Raw genomic sequence first — 22,896 nt, forward strand, 5'->3', positions numbered from 1 at the left:
TTGTTCCTCAAGGTCAAGGTTGATGTTGATCGTTCCCACGCTCCGCGTGGGAATGCATTCCGTGACGCTCTGCGTCACAGCAGGACGCAGAGCGTCCCAGGCGGCGTTCCCACGCGGAGCGTGGGAACGATCAAGCTAAAAGGCGTCGCCGGGGATGCGCACGTAGCCTTCCATCAACACCCGCGCACTGCGGCTCATAATGGCTTTTTTCACCACCCATTCACCGTCCACCTGGCTGGCCTCGGCCCCCACACGCAAGGTGCCGGACGGGTGCCCGAAGCGCACGGCATTGCGCTCTACGCCACCCGCCGCCAGGTTGACCAAGGTGCCGGAAATCGCCGCGGCGGTGCCAATCGCCACCGCCGCAGTGCCCATCATCGCGTGGTGCAGTTTGCCCATCGACAAGGCGCGCACCAGCAGGTCCACATCGCCGGCCTTGATCGCCTTGCCGCTGGAGGCCACGTAATCGGCTGGCTTGGCGACGAACGCCACCTTGGGCGTGTGCTGGCGCTGGGCGGCTTCGTCCAGGTGTTGGATCAGGCCCATGCGCAACGCGCCATACGCCCGCACGGTCTCGAACATCGCCAGGGCCTTGGGGTCGCTGTTGATCGCGCCTTGCAGCTCGGTACCGGTGTAGCCCAGGTCTTGGGCATTGATGAAAATCGTCGGAATACCGGCGTTGATCAACGTGGCCTTGAAGGTACCGACGCCGGGCACCTCCAGGTCGTCGACGAGGTTGCCGGTGGGGAACATCGAACCACCACCGCCCTCTTCTTCCGCCGCCGGGTCCATGAATTCCAACTGCACTTCGGCGGCCGGGAAGGTCACGCCGTCCAGTTCAAAGTCGCCGGTTTCCTGCACCGCGCCGTCAGTGATTGGCACGTGGGCGATGATGGTCTTGCCGATATTGGCCTGCCACACCCGCACCACGGCCACGCCGTTATGGGGTACGCGGGCCGCATCGACCAGGCCGGCACTGATGGCGAACGAACCCACCGCCGCCGACAGGTTGCCGCAGTTGCCGCTCCAATCGACAAATGGCTTGTCGATGGAGACCTGGCCAAACAGGTAATCCACGTCGTGATCGGCGCGGCTGCTTTTGGCCAGGATCACGGTCTTGCTGGTGCTCGAGGTGGCCCCACCCATGCCGTCGATCTGCTTGTCATAGGGGTCGGGGCTGCCGATCACCCGCAGCAACAAGGCGTCGCGTGCAGGGCCCGGCACCTGCGCCGCTGCGGGCAGGTCCTGGAGGCTGAAGAACACGCCCTTGCTGGTGCCGCCACGCATGTAGGTGGCGGGGATCTTGATTTGCGCTACGTGTGCCATGGTTATCCTCTTCAGGCGGTCGCCTTTGATTCCAGGAAGTCCTGGGCGAAACGTTGCAACACGCCACCGGCCTCGTAGATCGACACTTCTTCGGCGGTGTCCAGGCGGCAGGTCACTGGCACCTCGACACGTTCGCCATTCTTGCGGTTGATCACCAGGGTCAGTTGCGCACGCGGGGTGCGCTCGCCGACCACGTCATAGGTTTCACTGCCGTCGATTTGCAGGGTGTGGCGGTCGGTGCCCGGCAGGAACTGCAGGGGCAACACGCCCATGCCCACCAGGTTGGTGCGGTGGATACGCTCGAAGCCTTCGGCGGCAATGGCTTCCACACCGGCCAGGCGTACGCCCTTGGCCGCCCAGTCACGGGACGAGCCCTGGCCATAGTCGGCGCCCGCGATGATGATCAACGGCTGTTTGCGTTCCATGTAGGTTTCAATCGCTTCCCACATCCGCGTGACCTTGCCTTCCGGCTCGATACGCGCAAGAGAGCCCTGCTTGACCTTGCCGTTTTCCTGCACCATTTCGTTGAACAGTTTCGGGTTGGCGAAGGTGGCGCGCTGCGCCGTCAAATGGTCACCCCTGTGTGTCGCGTAGGAGTTGAAGTCGACCTCGGGCAAGCCCATTTTCGCCAGGTATTCACCGGCGGCGCTGTCCAGCATGATCGCGTTGGACGGCGACAGGTGGTCGGTGGTGATGTTGTCCGGCAGCACCGCCAGCGGGCGCATGCCTTTGAGCGGCCGTGCACCGGCCAGCGCGCCTTCCCAATATGGCGGGCGGCGGATATAGGTGCTTTGTGGGCGCCAGTCGTACAGCGGCGTGACCTTGGGCCCGGTGTCTTCGTGAATGGCGAACATCGGGATATACACCGCACGGAATTGCTCGGGTTTCACCGAAGCCTTGACCACCGCATCGATCTCTTCATCGCTCGGCCAGATGTCTTGCAGGCGGATTTCCTTGCCGTCGGCATCCAGGCCGAGCACGTCCTTCTCGATGTCGAAACGGATGGTACCGGCAATCGCATAGGCCACCACCAGCGGCGGCGACGCCAGGAAGGCTTGCTTGGCGTAAGGGTGAATGCGCCCGTCAAAGTTGCGGTTACCCGACAACACCGCGGTGGCGTACAGGTCGCGGTCGATGATCTCTTGCTGGATCACCGGGTCGAGCGCGCCCGACATGCCGTTGCAGGTGGTGCAGGCAAAGGCCACCACGCCAAAACCGAGTTTTTCCAGCTCATGGCCCAGGCCGGCTTCTTCCAGGTACATGGCCACGGTTTTCGAGCCCGGCGCCAAAGACGACTTGACCCACGGCTTGCGGGTCAGCCCCAGCTTGTTGGCGTTGCGTGCCAACAGGCCGGCGGCAATCACGTTGCGCGGGTTGCTGGTGTTGGTGCAACTGGTGATGGCAGCGATGATCACCGCGCCGTCGGGCATTTGCCCCGGCACGTCATCCCATTGGCCAGCGATGCCTTTTGACGCCAGGTCGCGGGTGGCCAGGCGGGCATGGGGGTTGCTCGGGCCGGCCATGTTGCGCACGACGCTGGAGAGGTCGAAGCTCAGACTGCGCTCGTACTGCGCGCCTTTCAGGTCGTCCGCCCACAGGCCAGTGTGACGTGCGTATTGCTCGACCAAGGCGACTTGTTCGTCTTCGCGGCCGGTGAGTTTGAGGTAAGCGATGGTTTGCGCGTCGATGTAGAACATCGCGGCGGTGGCGCCGTACTCCGGGGCCATGTTGGAGATGGTGGCACGGTCACCCAAAGTGAGTGCCGACGCCCCTTCGCCGAAGAACTCCAGCCAGGCGCCGACCACCTTCTGCTGGCGCAGGAATTCGGTGAGCGCCAGCACCATATCGGTGGCGGTGATGCCCGGTTGCAGCTTGCCGGTCAATTCCACGCCCACGCTTTCCGGCAGGCGCATCCACGACGCACGGCCGAGCATCACGCTTTCGGCTTCCAGGCCGCCAACGCCGATGGCGATCACCCCCAGGGCATCCACGTGGGGCGTATGGCTGTCGGTGCCCACGCACGTATCCGGGAAGGCCACACCGTCACGCACTTGAATCACCGGGGACATTTTCTCCAGATTGATCTGATGCATGATGCCGTTGCCCGGCGGGATCACATCGACGTTCTTGAAGGCCTTTTTGGTCCACTCGATAAAGTGGAAACGGTCTTCGTTGCGACGGTCTTCAATGGCGCGGTTTTTTTCGAAGGCTTGCGGGTCAAAACCACCGGCCTCGACGGCCAGGGAATGGTCGACGATCAGTTGGGTAGGCACCACCGGGTTGACCTGCGCCGGGTCGCCGCCTTGCTGGGCGATGGCATCGCGCAGGCCGGCAAGGTCGACCAGAGCGGTCTGGCCGAGGATGTCATGGCACACCACGCGGGCGGGGAACCACGGGAAGTCGAGGTCGCGCTTGCGCTCGATCAGTTGACTCAGGGACGCGTCGAGGGTGGCCGGGTCGCAACGGCGCACCAGGTTCTCGGCGAGCACACGCGAGGTGTAGGGCAACGTGGCGTAGGCGCCGGGGGTGATTGCCTCGACAGCCGCACGGGCGTCGAAGAAATCCAGGCGGCTGCCGGGGAGCGGTTTGCGAAATTCAGTGTTCATCGTCAGGACTCGGTCACGGTAAGTTCGAAAGGTGAACTGTCGACACTGGCTTTGTTTCCTGTGGGAGCTGGCTTGCCTGCGATGGCATCACTGTGGTGTGACAGGTACACCGAGGTGATGCCATCGCAGGCAAGCCAGCTCCCACACACAAGCACATGAGCCAGCGGGCACAGCCCATCCCATTCAGCGTCGTTCGATTGGCACGAACTTGCGCTGCTCAACGCCGGTGTACTCGGCGCTTGGACGGATGATGCGGTTGTTGGCGCGCTGCTCGAACACATGCGCAGCCCAGCCAGTCAGGCGCGAGCATACGAAGATCGGCGTGAACAGCTTGGTCGGGATGCCCATGAAGTGGTACGCCGAGGCATGGTAGAAATCGGCGTTAGGAAACAGCTTCTTCTGTTCCCACATGGTCTTGTCGATGGCTTCGGAGACCGGGAACAACACGGTGTCGCCCACTTCGTCAGCGAGTTTTTTCGACCAGCCCTTGATCACTTCATTGCGCGGATCGCTGTCTTTATAGATCGCGTGGCCAAAGCCCATGATCTTGTCTTTGCGCGCCAACATGCCAAGGGTGCCTTCAACCGCTTCCTGGGCCGAGGAGAAACGTTCGATCATTTCCATCGCCGCTTCGTTGGCACCGCCGTGCAGCGGGCCGCGCAGGGAGCCGATGGCAGCGGTGACGCAGGAATACAGGTCGGACAATGTCGATGCACACACCCGTGCGGTGAAGGTCGAAGCGTTGAATTCGTGTTCGGCGTAGAGGATCAGTGACACGTTCATCACTTTGACGTGCAGCTCGCTCGGTTTCTTGCCATGCAGCAGGTGCAGGAAGTGGCCACCGATGCTCGGCTCGTCGGTCACGCAGTCGATGCGCTGGCCGTCGTGGCTGAAGCGATACCAGTAGCACATGATCGCCGGGAACGCGGCGAGCAGGCGGTCGGTGACATCGCGCTGCACGCTGAAATCTTTCTCCGGCTCGATATTGCCCAGGAACGAGCACCCGGTGCGCATCACGTCCATCGGATGGGCGTCGGCGGGGATGCGTTCGAGCACTTCTTTCAGGGCCTGGGGCAGGTCACGCAGTTTGCTCAGCTTGTTGCTGTAGGCGGCCAGTTCGGCCTGGGTTGGCAATTCACCGTACAGCAGCAGGTAGGCGACTTCTTCAAACTGGGCGTCGGCGGCCAGTTCGCGTACGTCGTAGCCACGGTAGGTCAGGCCGGCGCCGGCCTGGCCCACGGTGGACAGTGCCGTCTGCCCGGCAACCTGGCCACGCAGGCCTGCACCACTCAATACTTTAGCTTCAGCCATGTTCGTTCTCCAATTTTGTAGTTGTTCAGGGAACCACAGGGTTTATTTTTTCGCGGCGAACAGCGCGTCGAGCTTCTGCTCGAAGGTGTGGTAGTCGATGCGATCGTAAAGCTCCATGCGCGTTTGCATGGTGTCGATCACATTCTGCTGCGTACCGTCGCGACGAATCGCGGTGTAGACATTCTCGGCCGCCTTGTTCATGGCACGGAAAGCCGAGAGCGGGTACAGCACAATGGAAACATCCGCAGATTTCAACTGTTCGGTGGTGTACAGCGGTGTGGCGCCGAACTCGGTGATGTTCGCCAGGATCGGCGCCTTCACGCGGGAGGCGAACAGCTTGTACATTTCCAGTTCAGTGATGGCTTCCGGGAACACCATGTCGGCACCGGCCTCGATGCATGCGGCGGCGCGCTCCAGCGCGGACTCCAGGCCCTCGACCGCCAGGGCGTCGGTGCGCGCCATGATCACGAAGCTGTCATCGGTGCGCGCATCCACGGCGGCCTTGATGCGGTCGACCATTTCCTGCTGGGACACGATTTCTTTGTTGGGGCGATGACCGCAGCGCTTGGCGCCCACCTGGTCTTCGATATGGATGGCGGCGGCACCGAACTTGATCATCGACTTGACGGTACGCGCCACGTTGAACGCCGAGGAGCCGAAACCGGTGTCCACGTCCACCAGCAGCGGCAGGTCGCACACGTCGGTAATGCGGCGCACGTCGGTGAGCACGTCATCCAGGCCGGTGATACCCAGGTCCGGCACGCCGAGGGAGCCGGCGGCTACACCGCCACCTGACAGATAAATCGCCTTGAAGCCGGCGCGCTTGGCCAACAGCGCATGGTTGGCGTTGATGGCGCCCACCACTTGCAAGGGCTGTTCACTGGCGACGGCGTCACGGAAACGCTGGCCGGGAGTGCTGTTGTTGTTGGAACTCATGACTCACCTCGTGATGAAGGCGCACCGTCCGGGAAGTGACGGGCAATGTTGCGTTTGGAGGCGCCGATATGCCGGCGCATCAACAGTTCGGCCAGTTCACCGTCGCGATCGGCAATCGCGTCCAGAATGCGGTGATGCTCGGCAAAGGCCTGGCGTGGACGATTGGGGGTGGCGGAGAACTGGATGCGGTACATGCGCACCAGTTGATACAGCTCGCCGCAGAGCATTTGGGTGAGGGTGCGGTTACCGGCACCTTGAATGATGCGGTAGTGAAAATCGAAGTCGCCTTCCTGCTGGTAATAGCCGACACCGGCCTGGAACGCCGCATCCCGTTCGTGGGTGTGCAACACCTGGCGCAGTTCCTCGATCTCTGCGTCAGTCATGCGCTCGGCGGCCAAGCGACAGGCCATGCCCTCCAGGGACTCGCGAATCTCATACAGTTCGACCAGCTCGGCGTGACTCAAAGACACCACGCGTGCGCCGACATGAGGCACCCGCACCAGCAGGCGCTGGCCTTCCAGGCGATGGATCGCTTCGCGCAGCGGGCCGCGACTGATGCCGTAGGTGCGCGCCAGCTCCGGCTCGGAAATCTTGCTGCCGGGGGCGATTTCGCCTTTGACGATGGCGGCCTGGATACGCCGGAAGACGTTCTCTGACATGGTCTGGGAATCGTCTGGTGCCACCGATGGTTTTTCCAGTTGCTCCAGCATATTGTCGACACCTTTAAAATCAATGCCGCAAAAACTAGCCAATAAGCCTCTCACAGTCAAAGAATAAATACACATTGTCGACAATCGTCTAATAACCCCCTCATTCGCTTGCCAAGGCATGGCCGCCTGCCAGCGCTGGCGCCAAAAAAGCATCATGTTAGAATGCCCGCCGCTTTTGCCTGACATCAAATGATGAAAGGGCGCACCCGAGATTGCGCAGCAATGCCAGTCCCCATGAAATGAACAGTGCACTGCCCTGCCTCAGGATTTATGAGACTCAAGCCTTACCTACTAGTGATGTGCCTGCTGTGCATACCGAGCCTTGGCGCTGGCGCCGAGAAGACCGTGTACGGCCTGAATGAATACGCCAAGCTTGCGGGTATCGACCTGGAAGTGGCGGCCAAACTCGACACCGGCGCCAAGACCGCCTCGTTGAGTGCCCGCGATATCAAGCGCTTCAAGCGCAATGGCGAATCCTGGGTACGCTTCTACCTGGCCATCGACACCGCCCATTCCCACCCCATCGAACTGCCCCTGGCGCGTGTCAGCAAGATCAAGCGCCGCGCCGGCGACTACGACCCCGATGAGGACAAGAACTACACCGCCCGCCCAGTGATTGCGCTGGATATCTGCATGGGCAGTGCTTTACGCAGCATCGAAGTGAACTTGACTGACCGCAGCGCATTCCAATACCCGCTGCTGATTGGCTCCGAAGCCTTGAAACGCTTTGATGCGCTGGTCGACCCCAGTCTTAAATATGCAGCAGGCAAACCCGCCTGCGCCGCCGACGCTTAATACCGCCGAGTAAACCGAATGCGCTCTCTGACCCTGCACCTGAAAATCCTGATCACCTTGCTGGTGGTGCTGGGCATTTCGGTCACCGCTTATCAGATCTTCGTGCTGGGAATTCCCGTCACCGAAGATGCCACCGACGACTTGTGGAACATCGACGCCAAGGTCGAGTTCGTCGCCAACCCGAAAGACCCGGTCAAGATCCAGATGTTCGTGCCGCCCTTGAGCCGCGACTTCGTCAGCCTCAATGAGAGCTTTATCTCGAACAACTACGGGGTGAGCGTCAACCGCATCGACGGCAACCGCAAGGTCACCTGGTCGGCGCGTCGGGCCAAGGGCAACCAGACCCTCTATTACCGCCTGGTGCTGACCAAGCGCTACAGCGGCGAAAAGGTCAAGATCAAAGGCCCGACCTTCCGCGACAGCATCGCCGTTGAAGGCCCCGAGAAGATCGCCGCCGAAGCCTTGCTGGCCCCGATCCGCCAGCACTCGGCCGACGTCGAGACCTTTATCAGTGAAGCCATCAAGCGCACCAACAACCTCAACGACGACAATGTGAAGTTGCTGCTGGCCGGCGACCCCTCGACACCGCACAAAGCCAAGATCGTCGAACTGCTGCTGTCCATCGCCCACGTGCCGGTAGAGAAAGTCCACACCATCCGCCTGGTGGCCGACCAGCCGCAAACCCCGGAACTATGGCTGCGCAGTTTCAACGGCAACGACTGGCTGTACTTCAACCCGGAGACTGGTGAACAGGGCCTGCCCGCCGACCGCCTGCTGTGGTGGACCGGCGATGAAAACCTGATCACCGTCGATGGCGGCAAGAAAGCCATGGTGACCTTCAGCCTGAACAACAGCGAGATGAACGCCATCCGCCTGGCCAAGCTGACGGACGAAAACACCGACGCCAACTTCCTCGAATACTCGCTGTACGGCCTGCCGCTGCAAACCCAGCAGACCTTCATGATCATGGTGATGATCCCGATAGGCGTGCTGGTAATCTTGATCCTGCGCAACCTGATCGGCCTGCAGACCCTGGGCACCTTCACCCCCGTACTGATCGCCCTGGCATTCCGCGAGACCCAGTTGGGCTTCGGGATTGTGCTGTTCACGATCATCACGGCACTGGGCCTGTCGCTCCGGTCGTACCTTGAACACCTTAAACTGCAGATGCTGCCGAGGCTGTCGGTGGTGCTGACCTTCGTGGTGGTGCTGATTGCCGCCATCAGCCTGTTCAGCCACAAATTGGGGCTGGAGCGCGGCTTGTCGGTGGCGCTGTTCCCGATGGTGATCCTGACCATGACCATCGAACGCCTCTCGATTACCTGGGAAGAACGCGGCGCCAACCATGCGCTGAAAGTGGCGATTGGCACGCTGTTCGCTGCGTCCCTGGCGCACCTGATCATGAGCGTGCCGGAGTTGGTCTACTTCGTGTTCACCTTCCCGGCGATCCTGTTGATCCTGGTGGGCTTCATGCTGGCCATGGGTCGCTACCGCGGCTATCGCCTCACCGAGCTGGTGCGTTTCAAGGCGTTCCTGAAGGCTGATTCTTGATGTTCGGCTTCTGGAAGACCTGGAAGGCCCTGGAAGCGCGGGGAATCATGGGCATTAACCGGCGTAATGCCGACTACGTGCTCAAGTACAACAAGCGCAGCCTGTACCCCATCGTGGATGACAAGATCATCACCAAGGAACGGGCCCTGGCGGCCGGCATCCATGTACCGGAAATGTACGGGGTGATCTCCACCGAGAAGGAAATCGACAAGCTCGACGAGATCATCGGCGGGCGCAGCGACTTCGTGATCAAGCCCGCCCAGGGCGCCGGCGGTGACGGCATCCTGGTGGTGGCCGACCGGTTTGAAGGGCGCTATCGCACGGTGTCCGGCAAAATCATCAGCCATGAGGAGATCGAGCACCAGATTTCCAGCATCCTCACCGGCCTGTATTCCCTCGGCGGCCACCGCGACCGCGCGTTGATCGAGTACCGCGTGGTGCCCGACCAGATCTTCAAAAGCATCAGCTATGAAGGCGTGCCGGACATCCGCATCATCGTGCTGATGGGCTACCCGGTGATGGCGATGCTGCGCTTGCCCACCCGCCAGTCCGGCGGCAAGGCCAACCTGCACCAGGGCGCGATCGGCGTGGGTGTAGACCTGGCCACCGGCCTGACCCTGCGCGGCACCTGGCTGAACAACATCATCACCAAGCACCCCGACACCACCAACGCGGTGGATGGCGTGCAACTGCCCAACTGGGACGGTTTCATGAAGCTCGCCGCCGGCTGCTATGAGCTGTGCGGGCTGGGTTATATCGGCGTGGACATGGTGCTGGACCAGGAAAAAGGCCCATTGATCCTTGAGCTGAACGCTCGGCCTGGGCTGAACATCCAGATTGCCAACGATTGCGGCCTGACTTTGCGCACCCATGCGGTGGAGGCACGGCTTGAAGAGCTCAAGGCAGCCGGGGTGACAGAAACCCCCGAGGAACGGGTGAAGTTCGTGCAGGAGATGTTCGGGCATATTCCGCCGGTTGAAGGCTAAGCAGCGCATCGCAGGCAAGCCCGGGCTCGATAGGTGGGAGCTGGTTTGCCTGCGATAGCTTTCTGACAAGCCAGTTGCCCCTCAGGCTATACCCTCTATCGAGCTATCACCGACATCCCCTCTAGGAGCAAGTCCTACAGAGGACTACAATCCCCTCCCCCCCGCCACTGGCTGATTCACCCTCGCATGTCGACCTGCTCCGTTTACCCCTTACCCTACCGGGCCAACCCCGCCGAGTACTTTGCGGCTATTCGCCATGCGCCTGGCGCGGTGCTGCTCGACAGCGGCCGCCCGGCTGCCGAGCGGGGGCGTTATGACCTGCTCAGCGCCTGGCCCGAAGCGACCTTGACGGTTGGGCCGGATGAACGCGGCAGCGATTTCCTGCAACGCCTGCGCGAGAACCTGGCGCAGTTGGGTGAGGCGGCCCTGCCTGCTGGCGTTGAATTGCCATTTGCCGGCGGTTTGATCGGTTACTTGAGCTATGACTTCGGCCGGCACTTGGAACAGGTCTCGCGCCTGGCCGTGGACGACCTGCATCTGCCGGATGCGCGCCTGGGGCTGTATGCCTGGGCACTGGTCAGCGATCACCTGGCGCACACCAGCCAACTGGTGTTTCACCCGGTGCTGGCCGATAGCGAGCGGCAACGTCTGATCGCCCTGTTCAGTCATGCAACAGGTGACACCCCCACCACCTTCAAGCTCCAGGGCACCATGGCGCCGGACCTCAGCGTGGATGCGTACCAGCAGGCCATCCTGCGTATCCAGGATTACATCCAGGCCGGCGACTGCTACCAGGTCAACTTTGCCCAACGCTTTCGTGCGCCGTGCATCGGCGATCCATGGGCAGCCTACTGCGCGCTGCGCGAAGCCTGCCCGACGCCGTTTTCCGGGTTCCAGAGTTTGCCCGATGACGGCGCGGTGCTGAGCCTGTCGCCGGAGCGCTTCGTGCGCATCAGCGAAGGCCAGGTCGAAACCCGCCCGATCAAGGGCACCCGCCCTCGCGGTTTGACACCGGAAGAGGACGCTGCCAACGCCGCTGAGCTGCTCGCCAGCCCCAAGGACCGCGCAGAAAACCTGATGATCGTTGACCTGCTGCGCAACGACCTCGGCCGCAGTTGCCGAATCGGCTCAGTGAAAGTGCCGGAGCTGTTCAGCCTGGAAAGTTACCCCAACGTGCACCACCTGGTGAGCAGTGTCACTGGCATATTGGCCGACGACAAAGACGCCCTCGACCTGATCGCCGGCAGCTTCCCTGGCGGCTCCATTACCGGCGCGCCAAAGATTCGCGCCATGCAGATCATCGATGAGCTGGAGCCCACCCGCCGCGGGTTGTATTGCGGCTCGCTGGTGTACCTGGACGTGCGCGGCGAAATGGACAGCTCCATCGCGATTCGCAGCTTGCTGGTCAAGGATGGGCAGGTGTGTTGCTGGGGTGGCGGCGGGATTGTGGCGGATTCGCAGTGGCAGGCGGAGTATCAGGAGTCGCTGACAAAGGTGCGTGTGTTGTTACAAACGTTGGAAAATCTGTAGGGCACAGCCCCTTCCTAGCGTTCGAGTAGAACGCCATGCGATAGAAAAAGCCTGAATCAGAACCGCTGTGGACGGGATAGACGCTTGCAGATAGCGTCCGGAGCGACCGTCCACCCGCCACCTGTGAAGGATCACATGAAGCGACTACCTCCTCGTCTGGAAATATTTCCGAGTTTGCCTATCCACGCAATCGCACCTATGATCTCCCAAAACGGGAGGTTGAAGCGATGCGGATAATCGCTCTATCTACCCTACGAATATTCTGGGAAAGCCATTCAGCTTATAGCGACGCCAGAACACCGCTGGTCGAGTTGTATCGGCACATGGAAAAGGCCAATTATCCAACACCGCAAGCACTCAAGGCCGAACTCAGAACAGCGAGCATTCTTAAGGGTGGCAGGGTCGTGTTCAACGTTGGCGGCAACAAGTATCGAGTGATCATGGCGATCGACTACCAGCGACAACTAGGGTTTATACGGTTCGTGGGGACCCACGCTCAGTACGACCAGATCAACGCGGAGACTGCGTGATGAACATCAAACCTATTCACTCCCAGGAAGACCTGACTGCGGCACTCGTACGAGTCGAGCAGGTATGGGGAGCACCACCCGGCTCGCCTGAAGGTGATGAGCTGGAAATCCTGGCAGTCCTCATCGAGAAGTACGAAGCCGAGCATTACCCCATGCCCCCTTCGGATCCGGTAGAGGCTATCAAGTTTCGCATGGAGCAATTGGGCATGACCGCCCGCGATCTGGAGCCGTTTATCGGCACCAGTGGGCGGGTGTCAGAGGTGCTGAACCACAAGCGCAAGCTGAGCCTGGCGATGATCAAGCGTCTGCATGAAGGCTTGCGTATTCCTTATGAGCGCTTGCTGGCCGAGGGTAAGGTGTGACGGCGCCGACGCCATCGCAGGCAAGCCCGACTCCCACAGTTGACCGCGTCGTTTGACGTTACATGGTCAAAGGTGGGAGCTGGCTTGCCTGCGATGGGGCAATCAGCCGCGCCGCATAATTTACAGGCTCAACTGCCGATTCGACGCCTTGATAAACTCTTTCTTCAGGTCTTCAAACGTATGCACCGCCGGGAACTGCGGGAATTCGCGAATCACATTGTCCGGCGCATGGAACAGAATCCCACGGTCAGCTTCACCCAGCATGCTGGTGTCGTTGTAGGAATCACCGGCAGCGATCACGCGGTAGTAGAGCGTCTTGAATGCCAGCACCGATTGGCGCTTGGGGTCTTTCTGGCGCAGTTGGTAGCTCACCACCCGATCGTTTTCATCGGTGATCAAGCGGTGGCAAAGCAAGGTCGGGAAACCCAGCTGACGCATCAGCGGCTGGGAGAACTCATAGAAGGTGTCGGACAGGATCACCACCTGGAAGCGCTCGCGCAGCCAATTGACGAACTCAATGGCGCCGTCCAGCGGTTTGAGCGTGGCGATAACGGCCTGAATATCGGCCAGCTTGAGCCCATGCTCGTCGAGGATGCGCAGGCGCTGTTGCATCAGCACGTCGTAGTCGGGGATGTCACGGGTGGTGGCCCGCAGGGACTCAATGCCGGTTTTCTCGGCAAAGGCGATCCAGATTTCCGGAACCAGTACCCCTTCCAGGTCAAGGCAGGCAATTTCCACACGACACTCCTGTTAGATATTGTTAGTTGAGCGAGCAAAAGGACTGCCGAACTCTAGCGACTCAAGCCCGCCGCCGCAACGCGGGACAGTTTTTGATACCATCGCCCTCCTAGAGAGCGCTCAGCGCCACTGACCTGTAGGAACCGTCCTGATGAACCAAGCCTTCGACGTCGTTGAACTCGCCACGACTTATGCCAACAAGTCTGCCCAGGACATTCTCAAGCTGGCGTTCAGCCAGTTCGGCGATGACTTGTGGATTTCCTTCAGCGGTGCCGAGGATGTGGTCCTTGTGGACATGGCCTGGAAGCTGAACAAGAACGTCAAGGTGTTCAGCCTCGACACCGGCCGCCTGCATCCGGAGACCTACCGGTTTATCGAGCAGGTGCGTGAGTTCTACAAGATCGACATCGAGCTGATCTCGCCAGACCCGAGCAAGCTGGAGCCCTTCGTCAAAGAGAAAGGCCTGTTCAGCTTCTATAAGGACGGCCATGGCGAATGCTGCGGCATCCGCAAGATCGAACCGCTGCGCCGCAAGCTTGCAGGTGTCAGCGCCTGGGCCACCGGCCAGCGCCGCGACCAGAGCCCCGGCACTCGTAGCCAGGTGGCGGCGCTGGAAATCGACACGGCGTTCTCCACACCGGAACGCACCCTGTACAAGTTCAACCCGCTGGCGCAGATGACCAGCGAAGAGGTCTGGGGCTACATCCGCATGCTGGAGTTGCCGTACAACAGCCTGCATGAGCGCGGTTTCATCAGCATCGGCTGCGAGCCCTGCACCCGGCCGGTACTGCCCCGCCAGCATGAGCGCGAAGGCCGCTGGTGGTGGGAAGAAGCCACGCAGAAGGAATGCGGGCTGCATGCGGGGAATATCATCAGCAAGGCTTGAGCCTCCGATGCCACCGCCTCTGTAGGAGCGAGCTTGCTCGCGAAAAACTCACGGACGCCGCGTTTATTCAGGAAGCCCGCGTTATCGTTGACGTTTTTCGCGAGCAAGCTCGCTCCTACATAACGCGATATTTGCTTTGGGGGGGTCGGGTAAACCTGTACACAACCTTGTAACCATAGGTGCCATTTTTGTGTGCAACTTAATGTACAACGCACCAAAACGTAACATCTCCCTGCGCCAATGGCGCTGCATATAAATAACCCTGCAATTAATGAAAAAATAAATACCTGTTCAAACGGTCAACTTATAGTGACCGTAATTCAGTAAGTTATTCGCGACCTATATAAAAACGAAATTAGCCAAGATTTTCATATATCGAGAATTGGCACGCATATGGCTTAGGCAGAAGTACGCTTTGTATACAATCAATACAAAACCTACATACACTTTGCCATCCGCCGCTTTGCTGCAGATGCGCTGGAGCCTGCCGGAATGCGTACAAGTCTCTCGAACACCCTCGCACTGGATCTGCCCTCCTCCACCCTGAATCCTGCAGCCACAGGCCCCGGCCCGCTGGTACTCAGCCCGCGCCTGCACAACAAGGACCTGGCGCCCACCAAGGTCGAAGGCCGACGCTGGGGGCGCTATAGCATCTTTGCGCTGTGGACCAATGACGTGCACAACATCGCCAACTATTCATTCGCCATTGGGCTCTATGCACTGGGCCTGGGCGGCTGGCAAATATTGCTGTCCCTGGGGATCGGCGCAGCACTGGTGTACTTCTTCATGAACTTGTCGGGCTACATGGGGCAGAAGACCGGTGTGCCGTTTCCGGTTATCAGCCGCATCAGTTTTGGCATTCATGGGGCGCAGATTCCGGCGTTGATTCGGGCGGTAATTGCGATTGCCTGGTTTGGGATCCAGACCTACCTGGCCTCGGTAGTTTTCCGCGTGCTGCTGACCGCCATTCATCCAGGCTTTGCCGATTATGACCACGACTCGATTCTCGGCCTGTCGACCCTGGGCTGGGCGTGTTTTGTGGCGATCTGGCTGGTGCAGTTGGTGATCCTCGCCTATGGCATGGAAATGGTACGTCGCTATGAAGGCTTCGCCGGGCCGGTGATACTGCTGACCGTGGCCGCACTGGCCGGCTGGATGTACTTCCAGGCGAACGGGCAGATCGCCTGGTCGATCCGCGAGCCCCTGAGTGGCGGCGAGATGTGGCGCAATATCTTTGCCGGCGGCGCGCTGTGGCTGGCCATCTACGGCACCCTGATCCTCAATTTCTGCGACTTCGCGCGTTCATCGCCGTGCCGCAAGACCATCCAGGTCGGGAACTTCTGGGGCCTGCCGGTCAATATCCTGGTGTTCGCCGCAATTACCGTGCTGCTGTGCGGCGGACAGTTCCAGCTCAATGGCCGCGTGATCGAAAGCCCGACCGAAATCATCGCGGCGATCCCCAACACCTTTTTTCTGGTGCTCGGCTGCCTCGCTTTCCTGATCGTCACCGTGGCGGTGAACATCATGGCCAACTTCGTCGCCCCGGCCTTTGTACTGAGCAACCTGGCGCCCAAGTACCTGAACTTCCGGCGCGCCGGGTTGATCAGCGCCTTCGTTGCCGTGCTGATCCTGCCGTGGAACCTCTATAACAGCCCACTGGTGATCGTGTATTTCCTCTCTGGCCTCGGCGCGCTGCTGGGGCCGTTGTACGGGGTGATCATGGTCGATTACTGGCTGATTCGTAGAAGCCAGGTGGATGTACCGCAGTTGTACAGCGAAGACCCCCAAGGCATTTATTACTACAGCCGCGGGGTGAATATGCGTGCGGTGGCCGCGTTCATTCCGGCGGCAGTGATCGCCATCCTGCTGGCGCTGTTGCCGGGGTTTGCCAGCGTCTCGCCGTTTTCCTGGTTGTTTGGCGCCGGCATTGCCGGGTTGCTGTACCTGCTGATTGCCAAGCGTCAACCGCACTACGCCGATGTCAGCGGCGAAAGCATTGCCGTCGATAACGTCAGTCATTAAACAAGGATTTTCCATGCGTATCCTCGTGGTCAACGTCAACACCACCGAATCCATCACCGACACCATTGCCCAGCAAGCACGGGCCGTGGCTTCACCGGGCACCGAGATTGTCGGGCTCACCCCGTACTTCGGCGCAGAATCGGTGGAAGGCAACTTTGAAAGTTATCTGGCAGCCATCGCCGTGATGGATCGGGTCATGGCCTACGACCAGCCCTTTGATGCGGTGATCCAGGCCGGTTATGGCGAGCATGGCCGTGAAGGGTTGCAGGAATTGCTCAACGTGCCGGTGGTGGATATCACCGAGGCGGCGGCCAGCACCGCGATGTTCCTGGGGCACGCCTACTCGGTGGTGACCACCCTGGACCGCACGGTGCCGCTGATTGAAGACCGGCTGAAACTCGCCGGCCTCTACCAGCGTTGCGCTTCGGTGCGTGCCAGCGGCATGGCGGTGCTGGAGCTGGAAGAAGACCCGGTGGGCGCCATGGAAGCCATCGTGCAGCAGGCGGAACTGGCCATTCGCGACGACAAGGCCGAGGTGATCTGCCTGGGCTGCGGCGGCATGGCCGGGCTGGACGAGCAGATTCGCCAGCGCACCGGGGTGCCGGTGGTGGACGGGGTAGCGGCGGCGGTGATGGTGGCCGAGTCGTTGGTGCGGTTGGGGTTGTCGACTTCGAAGGTCAGAACTTATGCGACACCGCGGCCGAAGAAGGTCATCGGCTGGCCGGGCAAGTTCGGGCGGTAGACCGATGCGCCTGCATCGCGGGTGAGCCCGGCTCCCACATTGGATTGCGATCACTGTGGGAGCCGGGCTTGCCCGCGATGGCCACGACTCGATGCAAGGCCATGCTCAGATAGCACTGAACCGTTGAGCCAGTTTCTGCTCGGCGAACTGCTCAATAATGAAATCCACAAACGCCCGCGTCTTGCCCGGCAGCAATTTATGCTCTGCGTAGTAGATGGAAATATTGCCGTCGTCCACATACCAATCGGGTAACACTCGCACCAACGCACCGCTGTCCAGGAACGGCACCGCCATCGGCATGCTCACCAGCGCGATGCCAAGGCCCTGCGCACTCGCGCAGCAAGCGGCTTCGGAGTCGCTCATGGTCATCGCCGGTTTCAGCACTAAAGGGCTGTGCTCGCGCTCACGATGGGTCAGTTGCCATGAACGCACCCGGCCTGTCTGCGGCGAGCGGATCAAGATGCCAAGGCAGTGCGACAGGTCATCGGGCGCCAGCACCAGCGAGCACCGCGCCAGGTAATCCGGCGACGCCACCAGCACCCGGTGCGCCGGGGTCAACTTGCGCGCCACCACGCCTTGGGGCAGCTCAAACCCGCCGCCAATGGCCGCATCGAAGCCTTGCCCGATCAGGTCGACCTGGCGGTTATCGAAATGCCAGTCCGGGCTGATATCCGGACAACGCCGCATAAATTCGCCCAGCAACGGCACCACGTACCGGTTCCCGAACACTGGCCCCATGCTGACCTTGAGCGTGCCCACCGGCCGCCCTTCGGCACTGGCCAGGTTGGCGACCGCATTCTGAATGGTGGTGAGGCTGCCGCTGACTTCCGCCAGGAACATCTTGCCGGCTTCGGTCAGCGCCAGACGCCGAGTGCTGCGCTGGAACAGTCGCACACCGAGGCGCGCCTCCAACTTGGCAACGCTTTTACCCACCGCCGCCGGGGTCAGGCTCAGGTGCCGAGCAGCCTCGGCAAAGCTGCCACCCTCGGCGCTGCGCACAAAGCATTCGATACTGCCAAAGCTTTCCATATCGCCAAACTCTAAACTTTTGGTTTACACAGACTATAGCAACCACGGGCTACCGAGCAGCGCGGGTGAGGTCGATACTCGCTCCATCAACTACCTCGGAGATCGACATGACCACACACAACCTCACCGGCAAAGTCGCCTTGATTCAAGGCGGTTCCCGCGGCATCGGCGCCGCCATCGTCAAGCGCCTCGCCGACCAGGGGGCAGCGGTTGCCTTTACCTACGTCAGCTCGGCCGCCAAGGCTGAAACACTGCAGAACGAGGTGATCAGCGCAGGGGGTCAGGCTCTGGCGATTCACGCCGACAGCGCCGATGCCACGGCGATTCGCGCTGCGGTCAACGCCACGGTCGAGGCGTTTGGACGCCTGGATATCCTGGTGAATAACGCCGGCGTGCTGGCCATCGCGCCGCTGGACGAATTCAAGCTGGAAGACTTCGACCAGACCTTGGCGATCAACGTACGCAGCGTGTTTATCGCCACCCAGGAAGCCGCCAAGCATATGGGCGAAGGTGGCCGCGTGATCAATATCGGCAGCACCAACGCCGAACGCATGCCCTTTGGCGGTGGCGGGCCCTACGCCATGAGCAAGGCGGCGCTGGTGGGGTTGACCAAGGGATTGGCGCGGGACCTGGGGCCACGGGGCATTACCATCAACAACGTGCAGCCTGGGCCGGTGGACACCGATATGAACCCGGCGAACAGTGATTTTGCCGAAAGTCTGATCGGGTTGATGGCGGTGGGACGGTATGGGCATGTGGAGGAGATTGCCAGTTTTGTGGCCTATCTGGCCGGGCCGGAAGCCGGCTATATCACGGGCGCCAGCCTGACCATCGATGGTGGTTTCAGCGCCTGATTTTTGCAGAACCGCAACCCAAATGTGGGAGCGGGCTTGCTCGCGAATACGGTGAGTCAGTTGATAAATCTACTGACTGACACCCTGCATTCGCGAGCAAGCCAGCTCCCACATTTTTGACCGCGCGGGGTCAGGCCATGGGGGGCAAGCCGTAGGCGGCCAAATCAAAGTCGGCGAGCTTGCGAATAATCTGGTCAGCATGCTGGTACTTGCTGTCAGCCATCGCCTCATCGGGCACCGCAATAGCGGTCATGTGCGCAGCCTTAGCGGCCGTCACGCCGAAAGGCGAATCTTCGAACACCAGACAATCCTCAGGCGCTACACCCAACCGGCGCGCGGCGGTGAGGAAGATATCCGGCGCGGGCTTGGCAGCGCCTACTTCCGGGTCGTCAGCGGTGACGATGGTGTCGAACAGGCCAAACCATTCACGGTGCAGGGTGGTCTTGTGGCCAAACGAGTTACGCGATGAACTGGTGCCCACCGCAATCGGAATATTGTGCGCCTTCAAATGCCGCACCAACGCCTCGGCGCCGGGCATGCCCTGGGCCTTGGGAAAGCGCTCGCTCATCAGCGGTTCGCGTATTTCCAGAAACTCGGCGGGCGTGATCGGCAGGTCCAGGGCCTTGACCACGTAATCGGCCAAATCCTGGGCACCCCGCCCGATGATGTGCTGCTTGATGCTCCAGTCGTAGGTACGACCATAGCGTTCGGCAATGATCTGCGTGACTTCGGTGTAGATGCCTTCGGTATCCAGCAACAACCCGTCCATATCGAAAATAACGGCTTTGATCGGGACAGCGGTACGCGGTGCATTCATCACAACACAACCTTGGGGCGAGGACTAAAAGGATTCAGCACAATAACGGCCCTCATTGCCGGCAAGCAACCTTCGTGGGCCTTCCGTTGATTCATACCACGCAACAGTTTTACCCGTCGGCGCTGACGGCGGCCGTCTAGGGTTTGAAAGGAAAACGTCATGACCCGTTGACGCGGATCTGAAAATACCGATTGCAAACCTTATAAAAGACTTATTAACCTCCCATGAATTCAATCCAATGGACGCGAAAAGCCGTCAAACAATTGCTTCGGTTGCATTCGTATCATCAGCAACAGGTACGCGATGCCGTGTCCGCTCTTGAACACATGCCCGATGCAATCAACGTCAAGGCGCTGGTTAACCATCCTCACAGCTATCGCTTGCGGGTAAGTCATTACCGGGTCCTTTTCGACTGGGACGGCAGCATCCAGGTCGTCAGCATCCAAGAGGTTAAAAAACGTGACGAGCGAACCTACTGCCGTACAGATCATCCACAATACGCAGGGCGAGCCAGCCTATGTGGTGATTCCCTATGAACACTATGTGGCGCAGCAAAACGATCCAAACCTGATACCCCATGCGGTAGTCAGCCGCCTGGTGGATGGCGCAACACCTATTCGCGCGTGGCGCGAGCATCTGAGCCTGACCCAGGAAGAAGTCGCCAAACGCCTGGGTATTTCACAATCGGCATTTGCCCAGCAGGAAGCGGTCAGCAAACCCCGCCGCACCACGCGAGAAAAGATAGCCAAAGCGTTCGGTATCAATGCCAGTCAACTGGAGCTATAACGGCGCGCTGCAAAAATTCACGTACCCCTTCACCTCACATCGAGCTCAAACATGCTCTACCGCCTAGCCGCCGACGGCCTCGTGCTGTTCCACCTGGCCTTTATCCTGTTCGTGCTGTTCGGCGGCCTGCTCACCCTGAAGTGGCCCAGGGTAATGTGGCTGCACCTGCCCGCCGTTGCCTGGGGCATCGCGGTAGAGGTGCTGCACCTGCCCTGCCCACTCACCCGTTGGGAAAACCTGTTTCGCCACTTGGCCGGGCAGGATGGTTATGGCGGTGGGTTTATCGAGCATTACATTCTGACGATGATCTACCCAGCCGGGCTGACTGCGAATACTCAATTAGTGCTGGGGGCCGTGGTGGTGGTGGTCAACCTCGCCGTGTATGCACGCCTGATCAAACGCAAGTAGGCAGGCAACCCAGGCCAACCAGGGTGGCCTCCACCGCCTGTTCCAGCGGTGTGTGGGGCTCATGGCCGAGCGTCGCGAGCAGGCGCTGGTTATCCAGGCGCAACGGTGTTTGCCACAGGTAGCGCATCTCCTGCATCTCACGCACGGTGACGACAAAAGGCGCCGCCCAGTTCAACAACCACCAGGGAAACGCGCCGACCCTGGGTTGCTGGCCCGTCCTGCGCAGCACCACACGCTGGATCGTCTTAGCCATCTGCGTACCGTCCGCATCCATGTACCCAGCCATATGAAAGCAGGCGAAGGCGCCAAGACTGGCACGACGCTCAATCAACTCAAGCATTGTACGCGCTACGTCCGGCAGATAAGCCCATTGATGGGCCACGCCGTAATCGCCTGGGTAGCGGATGGTGTGCACCGGTTTGCCGGGTTTGACCAAGCCTTGGGCAAACCAGTTATTGGCCACCCTGGCGCCGAAAAAATCCCCAGCGCGCAAAATCACCACCCGGGCGCCCTGAGTGGAAGCGGCTCGCAAGCGCTGCTCCATCTGCACACGGATCGCGCCCTTGCGAGTCAGCGGGTGCTGGGGTGAGTCTTCGTGCAGCACAGGGAATGCATCCGGCCCGAAGTTGTAGACCGTGCCGGGCAGCACGACTGTCGCGCCTTCGCAGATGGCCGCCGCAATGGAGTTGTCGATCATCGGCAACACCCACTCGGCCCATTTGCGATAACCCGGCGGATTGACGCCGTGCACGATTCCCGCGCAGCCCCGGGCGGCCGCGATCACGTCGTCGCGATTCAGGGCATCGCCTTTTAGCCACGTAAAAACAGGATTTTGGCTGCGAGCCTTGATCAGATCCCGAGTCAACGCCCGCACCTCCCAGCCCGCCGCGCTCAACTGCCGCGCCACTTCGCCACCAATGCCACCGGTTGCACCCAAAACCAGAACCTTGCTCATCACCCTCTCCCACTGTTGGTTGATGAGGGTATGTTGGATGCGGAACAGCTATAGAGGAATTGCCCAAGAGTATCGAGCCGCTATACATTTATGTATGGCTACGAATATCGGTTGGGAGCTTTACCGGTCATTTCTCGGTGTACTCAAGGAAGGATCGCTGTCGGGGGCCGCACGGCAGCTCGGCATCACCCAACCCACGGTAGGGCGGCACATCGCCGCGCTGGAAACGGCGCTGGGCGTCGTGTTGTTCACCCGCTCGCCCTCAGGCTTATTACCCACTACGGTCGCCCACACACTGCGGGCGCATGCAGAAACCATGGCGCGTACCGCCGCCGCCCTTGAACGCGCCGCCTCGTCCCAAGGCGATGAGGTGCGCGGCGTGGTACGAGTATCGGCCAGTGAAGTGGTGGGTGTGGAGGTACTGCCGCCGATCATCACGCAATTGCACCGGGAACACCCGCACCTGAAGGTGGAACTGGTGCTGACCAACCGCTTGAGCGACCTGCTGCAGCTGGAAGCCGACATTGCCGTGCGCATGGTGCGCCCCAGCCAGGAGCAGCTGCTGGCGCGGCGTATCGGCCTGATCGAAGTCGGCCTGCATGCCCGTGACGATTACCTGCAGCAACACGGCATCCCCCAACACATGCACGACCTGGCCGGCCACTCCGTCATCGGCTTTGATCAAGCCACTGCATTTATCCGCAGCCTGGCAATCAAGGGTTTTGAGCGCAACGCCTTCGCCATCAGTAGCGACAGCGACCTGGCGCAACTGGCAATGATCCGCGCCGGTGCCGGCATCGGTGGGTGCCAGGTACAACTGGCCCAGCGCGACCCACGTCTGCGCCGAGTGCTGCCTGACGGCTTCGCGTTTAAAATGGACACTTGGGTCAGCATGCACGAAGACCTGCGCAACAGCCCACGCTGCCGGGTGACATTCGATGCACTGGTGGCAGGTTTGCAGCGTTACGTACAGGCTTGAGACAGCTGCGCTGGTGAACAATCAGCGCACCTCAATC

At 60.7% G+C, this 22,896-nt stretch carries 22 protein-coding genes and 1 pseudogene; 14 read left to right on the forward strand and 9 right to left on the reverse strand.

Annotation, left to right across the window (positions count from 1 at the left end):
- Positions 1–135 precede the first annotated feature (135 nt).
- From prpF to ACP7CZ_RS17755, 5 genes are all read right to left on the reverse strand, one after another.
- The gene (gene prpF / locus ACP7CZ_RS17735) at positions 136–1,326 is read right to left on the reverse strand and encodes a 2-methylaconitate cis-trans isomerase PrpF (RefSeq protein WP_054897197.1); all 1,191 of its coding nucleotides are present in this window, start codon (positions 1,324–1,326) and stop codon (positions 136–138) included.
- 11 nt (positions 1,327–1,337) lie between these two features.
- Positions 1,338–3,932, reverse strand: a complete 2,595-nt coding sequence (gene acnD, locus ACP7CZ_RS17740; protein WP_072447394.1) for a Fe/S-dependent 2-methylisocitrate dehydratase AcnD — start codon at positions 3,930–3,932, stop codon at positions 1,338–1,340.
- A 183-nt stretch (positions 3,933–4,115) separates the two neighbouring features.
- On the reverse strand, positions 4,116–5,243 hold the full coding sequence (prpC, locus tag ACP7CZ_RS17745; RefSeq protein WP_014719499.1) for a bifunctional 2-methylcitrate synthase/citrate synthase: 1,128 nt from the start codon (positions 5,241–5,243) through the stop codon (positions 4,116–4,118).
- 42 nt (positions 5,244–5,285) lie between these two features.
- A complete protein-coding gene (gene prpB, locus ACP7CZ_RS17750) occupies positions 5,286–6,179 on the reverse strand; it encodes a methylisocitrate lyase (RefSeq protein ID WP_003193320.1) in 894 nt (297 codons plus the stop codon).
- Entirely contained in the window at positions 6,176–6,889 is a 714-nt protein-coding gene (locus tag ACP7CZ_RS17755; RefSeq protein ID WP_014719500.1) for a GntR family transcriptional regulator, read from the reverse strand. Before ACP7CZ_RS17755 ends, prpB begins: the two co-directional genes overlap by 4 nt.
- Positions 6,890–7,159: 270 nt before the next feature.
- Here ACP7CZ_RS17755 and ACP7CZ_RS17760 point away from each other — a divergent pair, with 270 nt between their 5' ends.
- The 6 genes from ACP7CZ_RS17760 (at position 7,160) to ACP7CZ_RS17785 (ending at position 12,643) form a co-directional block, all read left to right on the forward strand.
- Positions 7,160–7,684 (forward strand): ATP-dependent zinc protease family protein, encoded by a 525-nt coding sequence (locus ACP7CZ_RS17760; RefSeq protein WP_014719501.1) that lies wholly within the window; start codon positions 7,160–7,162, stop codon positions 7,682–7,684.
- Between the two features lie 18 nt (positions 7,685–7,702).
- On the forward strand, positions 7,703–9,235 hold the full coding sequence (locus ACP7CZ_RS17765) for an inactive transglutaminase family protein (RefSeq protein WP_003193324.1): 1,533 nt from the start codon (positions 7,703–7,705) through the stop codon (positions 9,233–9,235).
- The gene (locus tag ACP7CZ_RS17770; RefSeq protein WP_003193326.1) at positions 9,235–10,221 is read left to right on the forward strand and encodes an alpha-L-glutamate ligase-like protein; all 987 of its coding nucleotides are present in this window, start codon (positions 9,235–9,237) and stop codon (positions 10,219–10,221) included. Before ACP7CZ_RS17765 ends, ACP7CZ_RS17770 begins: the two co-directional genes overlap by 1 nt.
- 186 nt (positions 10,222–10,407) lie before the next feature.
- Positions 10,408–11,751 (forward strand): aminodeoxychorismate synthase component I, encoded by a 1,344-nt coding sequence (gene pabB / locus ACP7CZ_RS17775; protein WP_057976275.1) that lies wholly within the window; start codon positions 10,408–10,410, stop codon positions 11,749–11,751.
- A gap of 227 nt (positions 11,752–11,978) precedes the next feature.
- Positions 11,979–12,281, forward strand: coding sequence for a type II toxin-antitoxin system HigB family toxin (locus ACP7CZ_RS17780; RefSeq protein WP_034128346.1), 303 nt, complete (start codon positions 11,979–11,981; stop codon positions 12,279–12,281).
- On the forward strand, positions 12,281–12,643 hold the full coding sequence (locus ACP7CZ_RS17785; protein ID WP_294157910.1) for a helix-turn-helix domain-containing protein: 363 nt from the start codon (positions 12,281–12,283) through the stop codon (positions 12,641–12,643). The genes ACP7CZ_RS17780 and ACP7CZ_RS17785 overlap by 1 nt, the downstream gene beginning before the upstream one ends.
- Positions 12,644–12,763: 120 nt before the next feature.
- Here ACP7CZ_RS17785 and thrH read toward each other — a convergent pair whose 3' ends face one another.
- On the reverse strand, positions 12,764–13,381 hold the full coding sequence (gene thrH / locus ACP7CZ_RS17790) for a bifunctional phosphoserine phosphatase/homoserine phosphotransferase ThrH (protein ID WP_014719505.1): 618 nt from the start codon (positions 13,379–13,381) through the stop codon (positions 12,764–12,766).
- 151 nt (positions 13,382–13,532) lie between these two features.
- On the opposite strand from thrH, the gene ACP7CZ_RS17795 reads away from it, so the two are divergent.
- From ACP7CZ_RS17795 to ACP7CZ_RS17805, 3 genes are all read left to right on the forward strand, one after another.
- Positions 13,533–14,267, forward strand: a complete 735-nt coding sequence (locus tag ACP7CZ_RS17795; protein WP_014719506.1) for a phosphoadenylyl-sulfate reductase — start codon at positions 13,533–13,535, stop codon at positions 14,265–14,267.
- Between the two features lie 492 nt (positions 14,268–14,759).
- Positions 14,760–16,289: an NCS1 family nucleobase:cation symporter-1 gene (locus ACP7CZ_RS17800; protein WP_103299596.1), complete on the forward strand. Its 1,530-nt coding sequence runs from the start codon at positions 14,760–14,762 to the stop codon at positions 16,287–16,289.
- Between the two features lie 13 nt (positions 16,290–16,302).
- Entirely contained in the window at positions 16,303–17,031 is a 729-nt protein-coding gene (locus tag ACP7CZ_RS17805; protein ID WP_181124868.1) for an aspartate/glutamate racemase family protein, read from the forward strand.
- Positions 17,032–17,136: 105 nt separating this feature from the next.
- Here the strand turns inward: ACP7CZ_RS17805 and ACP7CZ_RS17810 are convergent, their stop codons facing one another.
- A complete protein-coding gene (locus ACP7CZ_RS17810) occupies positions 17,137–18,060 on the reverse strand; it encodes a LysR family transcriptional regulator (protein ID WP_054920603.1) in 924 nt (307 codons plus the stop codon).
- Positions 18,061–18,167: 107 nt separating this feature from the next.
- Between ACP7CZ_RS17810 and ACP7CZ_RS17815 the strand changes: the two genes are divergently transcribed.
- A complete protein-coding gene (locus tag ACP7CZ_RS17815; RefSeq protein ID WP_057976282.1) occupies positions 18,168–18,914 on the forward strand; it encodes a 3-oxoacyl-ACP reductase family protein in 747 nt (248 codons plus the stop codon).
- 130 nt (positions 18,915–19,044) lie between these two features.
- Here the strand turns inward: ACP7CZ_RS17815 and ACP7CZ_RS17820 are convergent, their stop codons facing one another.
- Positions 19,045–19,731 (reverse strand): HAD-IA family hydrolase, encoded by a 687-nt coding sequence (locus ACP7CZ_RS17820; protein WP_054920599.1) that lies wholly within the window; start codon positions 19,729–19,731, stop codon positions 19,045–19,047.
- Positions 19,732–19,955: 224 nt separating this feature from the next.
- Between ACP7CZ_RS17820 and ACP7CZ_RS17825 the strand changes: the two are divergent.
- The 3 genes and pseudogenes from ACP7CZ_RS17825 to ACP7CZ_RS17835 all read left to right on the forward strand — a co-directional run.
- Positions 19,956–20,207: pseudogene (locus tag ACP7CZ_RS17825) on the forward strand (type II toxin-antitoxin system RelE family toxin); the annotation flags it as partial.
- Complete coding sequence (locus ACP7CZ_RS17830; RefSeq protein ID WP_014719512.1) at positions 20,191–20,517, forward strand: helix-turn-helix domain-containing protein; 327 nt, start codon at positions 20,191–20,193, stop codon at positions 20,515–20,517. The pseudogene ACP7CZ_RS17825 and the gene ACP7CZ_RS17830, both read left to right, overlap by 17 nt.
- A gap of 51 nt (positions 20,518–20,568) precedes the next feature.
- Positions 20,569–20,925, forward strand: coding sequence for a DUF2784 domain-containing protein (locus ACP7CZ_RS17835; RefSeq protein ID WP_014719513.1), 357 nt, complete (start codon positions 20,569–20,571; stop codon positions 20,923–20,925).
- Here the strand turns inward: ACP7CZ_RS17835 and ACP7CZ_RS17840 are convergent.
- Positions 20,912–21,880 carry an NAD-dependent epimerase/dehydratase family protein gene (locus ACP7CZ_RS17840; RefSeq protein WP_294157925.1) on the reverse strand — a complete coding sequence of 323 codons (969 nt, stop codon included), beginning with the start codon at positions 21,878–21,880 and terminating at the stop codon, positions 20,912–20,914. The two genes, ACP7CZ_RS17835 and ACP7CZ_RS17840, sit on opposite strands and share 14 nt — an antisense overlap.
- Before the next feature lie 94 nt (positions 21,881–21,974).
- Here ACP7CZ_RS17840 and ACP7CZ_RS17845 point away from each other — a divergent pair, with 94 nt between their 5' ends.
- Complete coding sequence (locus ACP7CZ_RS17845) at positions 21,975–22,859, forward strand: LysR family transcriptional regulator (protein WP_054920598.1); 885 nt, start codon at positions 21,975–21,977, stop codon at positions 22,857–22,859.
- Positions 22,860–22,896 lie beyond the last annotated feature (37 nt).

This window comes from Pseudomonas sp. DWP2-2, from assembly GCF_049897065.1.
Classification (GTDB): Bacteria; Pseudomonadota; Gammaproteobacteria; order Pseudomonadales; family Pseudomonadaceae; genus Aquipseudomonas; species Aquipseudomonas paracarnis.